Raw genomic sequence first — 7345 nt, 5'->3', positions numbered from 1 at the left:
GGAAGGATGGGGAATACAAAGACGACGTGGGGATCGCGGCCTTTAAGAGTCTTCAAAGCCAATACAAACCCCAACTCATGTGGGGGCAGAGTACCGGCATGACCAAGGCCCTGGCTCCGGAAATCAAGGATCGTTATAAGGTCCTGTATTCGGCCTATACCTGTGCCAATGTAGCCGCCAACCCCAAGGAAAACCCTTATCTGTTCATTCCCATGCCCACCTATGATGAGCAATTCGCCGTCCTGTTGAAGTATATCGCCAAACAAAAACCCGGGGCCAACATTGCCTTCTTTTACAGCGATACCGAGTTTGGCCGGGAACCCATTCCCTTCGGACGGGAATATGCCAAGAAGCTGGGCCTTAAGGTGGTGGCCGAAGAAGTGACCAAAGTCGGCGGGGTGGATGTGACAACCGAGATCCTGGATATGAAAAAGAAAAATGTGGAATTTTGTATTTTCCAGGGGTATGTTACCGATCCCATCCAGAAGGTCATGAAGCAGGCCAAAGATTACGGACTTAAGTGCCAGTTTATGGGCACCTTTTGGTCCACCGAGAAGCACCTCCTCGACCAGTTGGGCCCTTTGTCCGATGAATATATCGGGGTCACCGCCTATTCGTATTACTATCAGGATCAATATCCCATGATCAAGAAGATCCGGGAATGGGTCCAGAAACACAATCCCAAGGCCGCCGAATACCGCTCCCAGGCCTACATGCAGGTTTTTATGGGCACCACCCTGATGGTCGAGGCCTTGAAGCGGGCGGACAAAGCCGGTCCGGTTACCGGTGAAAGTCTGGTCAAGGCCCTTCAGTCTATAAAAAATTTCGATGTCGGGGGATTGATGCCGCCGGTAACCATCAGGAACAACAGCATCCCCGTGGGGCGGGTCGTTCGGGGCAATTCCAAGACCGGACGTTTCGACCCGATTACCGACTGGATTATGCTGGATTGATAACAAAAGGGTTTAAGGTTCAAGGCGCAAGGTACAAGGCTAAAGGCAAAAGGCGTGAGGCGTAAGGCGAGAAAAAAGTTATGTTTTAGCTTGATCCTTGCGCCCTGCGCCTTGGGCCTTGCGCCCGACACAATAACCCGATAAACGCAACAAACACGATGACCCAATCAACTCCTAAAACACTCCCGGCCCTGCTGAAACGCAACGCCGCCCAATATGGGGACACCAAGATAGCCCTGCGCGAGAAGGAATTCGGGATCTGGCAGTCGGTTTCCTGGCGGGAATATTATGATAAAATCAGGCACCTTTCCCTGGGGCTGGTGGCGTTGGGTTATGAAAAAGGGGATAAGCTCTCGGTCATCGGTGACAACCGTCCGGAATGGCTTTATTCCGAACTGGCCATTCAGGCCCTGGGCGGTGCGGTGGTGGGGATATTTCCGGACAGCCATCTGGAACAGGTCCAGTATATCATCGACCATTCCGATTCTGTTTTTGTCATGGTGGAAGATCAGGAACAAACCGACAAGATCCTCAACATGATCGATCAGGTCCATCAGGTCAAAAAGGTAATCGTCGACGACCTGAAGGGGATGCGCCATTACGACCATCCGGTGTTGATCCCTCTCCAAAAGGTATTGGCCATGGGACAGGAAAAGGACCGGCAGGACCCGACCCTTTTTGAAACCTGGCTTAACCAGGTCCAGGAAGACGATGTGGCCATGATCCTTTATACCTCGGGGACGACCGGTCTGCCCAAGGGGGTTATGCTCACCCATCGTAACCTGATCAGGATGATCGAAAATTTTGACCGGGTTGACCCGGCTTTTTCATCGGACAACCACGTCTCGTTCCTGCCCCTGCCCTGGGTGGGGGAACAGGCCACTTCGGTGGCCTGGAATCTCTATAAGGGAGTAACCATCAATTTCCCGGAAAAGGTGGAGACCGTTTCCCAGGACATCCGGGATATAGGACCCCACCTGTTATTGGCCCCCCCTCGCCACTGGGAGAAGATGTGTTCCGACATTCAGGTCAGGATCCAGGATGCGGCCTGGATTAAACGATGGATCTATAATGGGTGCATGCCGGCCGGCTACCACCTGGCCGATCTGAAATTACAAAATAAAAAAACCCCTTTTCATTGGAGGGTTCTGAACCGGATTTGTCATTTACTCCTTTTTAGGTCCCTCAAAAACTATCTGGGGTTGACCAATCTGAGAAATGTTTATACCGGCGGGGCCCCCATCGGGCCGGAGGTCTTCAATTTTTTTATGGCCCTGGGCATCAATATCAAACAACTCTACGGACAGACCGAAGTGACCGGAATTGCCGTGGGGCATCGCAACGACAGCGTCAAATTGAATACCGTTGGCCATCCCATGCCGGGAGTTGAATTAAAGATTTCCGATGCCGGGGAAATCCTGATTAAAGGACCAACGGTTTTCAAGGGTTATTATAAAAATGAAGAGGCCACCCGCCAGACGATCGATGCCGAAGGTTGGGTCCACACCGGGGATGAAGGGATTTTGGATGATGACGGCCAATTGGTTATGATCGACCGTCAAAAGGATGTCATGCGGTTGGCCGATGGCAGTAAGTTTTCTCCCCAGCTCATCGAAAACAAATTGAAATTCAGCCCCTATATCAACGAAGCCATGGTGGTCGGCAAGGACCGTCCCCACATTGCCGCCCTGATTATCATGGATAGGGGGAACATGGGCAAATGGGCGGAAAACCATAAATTAACCTTTACCACCTTCACCGACCTGTCCCAAAAGCCGGAGGTCTACGACCTGATCGCTTCCGAAATCCAGCGGATCAACCGGTCGCTGCCCAGGATCGCCCGGGTCAGGCGTTTTGTCATGATGTATAAAGAGCTGGATGCCGATGATGATGAAATGACCCGAACCAGAAAATTGCGCCGGGGTTTCGTGGCGGAACGGTATGCCAACCTTATCGAGGCCCTATACGGGGCCCAGGAAGAATTGCCTGTGGAATCGGAAATCCGCTATCAGGATGGGACCGGTTTTCGTATGAAGACCCTGGTCCGGATCAAAGAGGTAATAGACGAAGGATGACCCGGTCAAAGCATCTCGACAGTCTTGAGGCCTATCAATTGATCGTTGAGGATATCGCCTTGACCTTTGGAGGGATCAAGGCCCTTTCCGGGGTCACCACCGGTGTCAGGCCGGGGGAGATCTTTGCCATTATCGGCCCCAACGGCGCCGGGAAAACCTGTCTGCTGAACTGCATCAACCGCTTTTATCAACCGGAGGCCGGGAAGATCGTTTTCGAAGGACAGGACATTACCAGGATCAAGCCCCATAAAATTGCTGAACTGGGGATTGCCCGGACCTTTCAAAATGTCGAACTCTTCGGTCATATGAACGTCCTGGATAACATTAAATTAGGCCGACATGTCCATCTGAAATCAGGATTTTTTTCGGGCGGGATATACTATGGAAAAACCCGTCGCGAAGAGCTGACTCTGCGCAAAGAAATCGAGGAGACGATCATTGATCTTCTGGAAATCGAGCCGATACGTAAGCAGATCGTTCATACCCTGCCTTACGGGCTGCAGAAGCGGGTCGAATTGGCCCGGGCTTTGGCCATGAAACCCAAGATCTTACTCCTTGATGAGCCGGCCACCGGTATGAACCTGGAAGAAACCGAAGACATGGCCCGGTTTATCCTGGACATCAACGAAGAATGGGGGGTGACCATTATCCTGATCGAACATGATATGGGAATGGTCATGGATATTTGTGATCGGATCTGTGTCCTGGATTTCGGCCAAAAAATTGCCGAGGGCCGGCCGGAAGAAATCAGGCATAATGAAGAGGTTATCAAGGCCTACCTGGGCGAACAGGATCTGGCCTATTCGAGGTTGGGAGCATAAATAAAGGTTCAAGGCGTAAGGCGCAGGGCGCAAGGCAAAGGATATAAGCGAGGATATCTTCCCCCTTGTGCCTTGAGCCTTGCGCCTTGGGCCAAAGAGATTTTATGGAACCCTTATTAGTCGTCAATAACATCGAAGTCATCTATCATAACACCATTCTGGTACTGAAGGGGCTTTCCCTCCAGGTCCCGGAAGGCCGGATTGTGACCCTCCTGGGCAGCAATGGGGCCGGTAAGACGACCACCCTGAAGGCCATTTCCGGATTACTCAAGTCCGAAGACGGCGAGGTCACCGACGGCTCTATCACCTATCTGGGACAACGGATCGACCGCCAGTATCCGGAAAAGATCGTCCGGATGGGTATTTTTCAGGTCATGGAAGGCCGGCGGGTTTTTGTGGACCTGACGGTAGAGGAGAATTTGATCGCCGGAGGTCATACCAATAAAAATAGCCGCAAGATGAGAGAAGACCTCGAGGTGGTCTATGGCTATTTCCCCCGTCTGAAACAACGGAAGGGTGTCCTGGCCGGTTATATCAGCGGAGGCGAACAGCAGATGCTGGTCATCGGCCGCAGCCTCATGGCCCATCCCAGACTGATGCTCCTTGATGAGCCTTCCATGGGGCTGGCCCCGTTACTGGTGGCCGAGATCTTCGAGATCATTAAACGCATCAATCAGGAAAGAAACGTAACGATTCTTTTAGTGGAACAGAATGCCCGTTTGGCTTTAAGTATCGCCCACCATGGGTATGTCATGGAAAACGGTCGTATCGTCCTGGACGATACGGTGGAGAAACTCCGGGAAAACGCCGATATCAAAGAATTCTACTTAGGTTTGACCGAGGTGGGCAAAAAGAGCTACCGGGATGTGAAACATTACAAACGCCGCAAACGATGGCTGGCTTGAAGGAATATCCGATGGGGCTATAACAGGTCTCAGATACCTGCCGTCCCAGTATTAGACAAAACCACCCTGTTCCTTCCCCCCTTTTTAGCCTGATACAGGGCCTGATCAGCGGCCTCAACCAAATCCCTTTCGGCATTCATTCCGGGCGATGGGAAAGAGGCTACTCCGAAACTGGCCGTAATATGTAATGCCGGCTCCACCGCAAGAAAGGGCCTGGCGGCTATCTGGGAGCGAATCCTCTCACTGATCAGGATGGCCGTCTGGGCGTCGGTTTGTAAGAGGATCAGGGCGAACTCTTCTCCTCCGTACCGGGCCGCCAGATCGCTTTCCCGAATCCCCTTTTGGAGGATATCGGCCACATCTTTCAGTATAAGGTCCCCGGCCTGATGGCCATAGGTGTCGTTGACCTTTTTAAAAAAATCGATATCGACAATGACACAGGAAATTATCCCGCCGTATCGGCGCACCCGGTCCATTTCCCGGGTCAGGTGTTCGTGAAAAAAACGGTGGTTATAGAGGTCGGTCAAGCCGTCACGGTTGGCCATTTCCTGAAGTTGCCTGTTTTTTTCCTGGAGGGCTTCATAGAGCTCTTTCATCCGCAAATGGGTATTGACCCGGGCGATGAGTTCCCCGGCATCAAAGGGTTTGGTGACATAGTCTACAGCCCCCAACTCCAGTCCCTTGATCTTGTCAGCCGGTTCAGCCTTTGAGGTCAGCATGATCACCGGGATGTCCTGGGCTTGTGCCGTTGTTTTCAGTTTCTGGCAGATTTGGTAGCCGTCCATCCCGGGCAAAATGACATCCAGGAGGACCAGGTCGGGTTGGTCCCGTAAAGCCATCTCCAAACCCAGTTCTCCGGAATCAGCGGTCAGGACCTCATGGCCCTTGCCGGTCAGGATGCTTTTACCGAACTGGGTGATCAAACGGCTATCGTCGATGATCAGGATTTTACTCATAACCGGTCAGGTCCTCGTCTTCTTTATCATCCAAACGGGTATTTCCTCCAAAGGGGCCACCTCCTGGGCCGCCCCTAATTTTATGGCCGCCTGGGGCATTCCAAAAATGGTGGAAGTGGATTCGTCCTGGGCCAGGGTCCCGGCCCCTTTTTTTCTCATGGCCAGAAGCCCGCGGGCCCCGTCTTCTCCCATCCCGGTCAAAAGGATTCCTATCCCTTTTCCCCCTACCTTTTCAGCCATAGAAGAAAAAAGGACGTCGACGGAAGGCCGGTGATGGTTTACCGGTGGGTCGTCGCTCAAGGTCAGGAAAAAACCCAACCGATCTTTTTCGATCCGGCCATGGAGGCCTCCGGGTATGACCAGTCCCTGGCCTTTTTTGAGTCGATCTCCATTTCGTCCTTCCTGAACCCTTAATGGAGAGACTTGATCCAGATGCTCGGCAAAGGAAGCCGTAAACTGGGAAGGCATATGCTGGACAATAATAATCGGGGGCATATTTTCAGGTAACCGGGAGAACAGAAAAGTCAAGGCCTGGGTGCCTCCGGTGGAGGCCCCTATGCCCACTACCAGCCCGAGCATTATCTGGGAAGGGGGGCGGACCGTCTCAACTTCAGGCCCTGGAAATCCGGCGGAGGCCGGGGCGGAACGCAGCATCATGGTTCGGGCCTGGGCGGCTTCTTTGATTTTGGCCAGAAGTCTCTGAGGGAAGGTTTCTTTTTCCTCTTTTAAACCGGGGCCGGGTTTTGGGATAAAATCCACCGCCCCCAAAGAAAGAGCCCTGATTGTGGTTTGGCCATTTTCCTGGGTATAGGCGCTGACCATGATCACCGGCAAGGGGTGGGTGGACATGATCTCTTTCAAAAAAGAAATTCCATCTATCCCCGGCATCTCAACATCTAAGGTAATGACATCGGGTCGCTTCGTTTGCAAAAAGATTTTGGCCTCCTGGGGATCCTGGGCTGTGGTCACCTCCCCGATCATCGGATCAGTGGAGAGTATTTTTTTCAGCCAGGCCCGCATCAGAGGGGAATCATCGACCACCAAAACGTCAATTTTTTTCAAGGTCGACTCCTTTTCCTGAACAGGGAGCCCTTATAGGCATTTTCCTTTAAGATCAGGGCTTCATTGATATCGTGTAGTCGCTTCAGGAGGACCCGTCCTTCGGGAACAAAGAAATAGATTTTCCGTCCCCATTCCCCTCCCAGATCCTCGGCAATCAGTGGGATTTTTTCTAATTCAAAATATTTCCGGATGAATTGAATATTGGCTTCCGGGATATTGCCATCGGATTGGCGGAACTTAAGTATCGATCCACCGCCAAAACATTTTCCTTTGAGGGTCTTGCGGTCCCCCCCTTTTTTGATGATTTCTCCAATCAAAAGTTCCATGGCATAAAGGCCGTATCGTCCGATTTCGCTGACCAGGATCTCCTTGGTGGAAATGCAGCCGGGGAGCATAAAATGGTTCATCCCCCCTATTTGATTCTTGGAATCGAACAGGCAGACCGAGATACAAGAACCGAGCACGGTGCCCAGGATCTCCGTTCGATTGGTGGCATAATACTCTCCGGGATTCAAAAAATTGATCGGAAGTTTGTATTTATCACTATACCCGGTCTGCATGAAAATCCTTTTT

7 protein-coding genes are annotated in these 7345 nt (G+C 51.9%); 4 read left to right on the top strand and 3 right to left on the bottom strand.

Features of this window, described 5'->3' with window-relative positions; translation table 11 throughout:
* The 4 genes from HY879_22425 to HY879_22410 form a co-directional block, all read left to right on the top strand.
* Positions 1 to 953, top strand: a 953-nt coding sequence (locus HY879_22425; protein ID MBI5606100.1) for an ABC transporter substrate-binding protein, incomplete at its 5' end; no start/stop codon positions are given.
* A gap of 158 nt (positions 954 to 1111) precedes the next feature.
* The gene (locus HY879_22420) at positions 1112 to 3028 is read left to right on the top strand and encodes an AMP-binding protein (GenBank protein MBI5606099.1); all 1917 of its coding nucleotides are present in this window, start codon (positions 1112 to 1114) and stop codon (positions 3026 to 3028) included.
* Positions 3025 to 3849: an ABC transporter ATP-binding protein gene (locus HY879_22415; GenBank protein ID MBI5606098.1), complete on the top strand. Its 825-nt coding sequence runs from the start codon at positions 3025 to 3027 to the stop codon at positions 3847 to 3849. The genes HY879_22420 and HY879_22415 overlap by 4 nt, the downstream gene beginning before the upstream one ends.
* A 104-nt stretch (positions 3850 to 3953) precedes the next feature.
* Complete coding sequence (locus HY879_22410) at positions 3954 to 4754, top strand: ABC transporter ATP-binding protein (GenBank protein MBI5606097.1); 801 nt, start codon at positions 3954 to 3956, stop codon at positions 4752 to 4754.
* A gap of 29 nt (positions 4755 to 4783) precedes the next feature.
* Here HY879_22410 and HY879_22405 read toward each other — a convergent pair whose 3' ends face one another.
* From HY879_22405 to HY879_22395, 3 genes are read right to left on the bottom strand one after another with little or no spacing between them, the layout of a single operon-like run.
* Positions 4784 to 5710 carry a diguanylate cyclase gene (locus tag HY879_22405; GenBank protein ID MBI5606096.1) on the bottom strand — a complete coding sequence of 309 codons (927 nt, stop codon included), beginning with the start codon at positions 5708 to 5710 and terminating at the stop codon, positions 4784 to 4786.
* Positions 5711 to 5716: 6 nt separating this feature from the next.
* The gene (locus HY879_22400) at positions 5717 to 6772 is read right to left on the bottom strand and encodes a chemotaxis response regulator protein-glutamate methylesterase (protein ID MBI5606095.1); all 1056 of its coding nucleotides are present in this window, start codon (positions 6770 to 6772) and stop codon (positions 5717 to 5719) included.
* Entirely contained in the window at positions 6769 to 7332 is a 564-nt protein-coding gene (locus HY879_22395) for a hypothetical protein (GenBank protein ID MBI5606094.1), read from the bottom strand. The genes HY879_22400 and HY879_22395 overlap by 4 nt, the downstream gene beginning before the upstream one ends.
* Positions 7333 to 7345: the final 13 nt, after the last annotated feature.

The organism is Deltaproteobacteria bacterium, assembly GCA_016219225.1.
GTDB lineage: Bacteria > Desulfobacterota > RBG-13-43-22 > RBG-13-43-22 > RBG-13-43-22 > RBG-13-43-22.
This window is presented reverse-complemented; position numbering and strand designations above follow the sequence as displayed.

What these genes read in the sequence shown, in the direction of transcription:
- HY879_22420 (MBI5606099.1), top strand. Translation starts at nt 1,112, where the DNA reads ATGACCCAATCAACTCCTAAAACACTCCCGGCCCTGCTGAAACGCAAC.
- HY879_22415 (MBI5606098.1), top strand. Translation starts at nt 3,025, where the DNA reads ATGACCCGGTCAAAGCATCTCGACAGTCTTGAGGCCTATCAATTGATC.
- HY879_22410 (MBI5606097.1), top strand. Translation starts at nt 3,954, where the DNA reads ATGGAACCCTTATTAGTCGTCAATAACATCGAAGTCATCTATCATAAC.
- HY879_22405 (MBI5606096.1), bottom strand. Translation starts at nt 5,710, where the DNA reads ATGAGTAAAATCCTGATCATCGACGATAGCCGTTTGATCACCCAGTTC.
- HY879_22395 (MBI5606094.1), bottom strand. Translation starts at nt 7,332, where the DNA reads ATGCAGACCGGGTATAGTGATAAATACAAACTTCCGATCAATTTTTTG.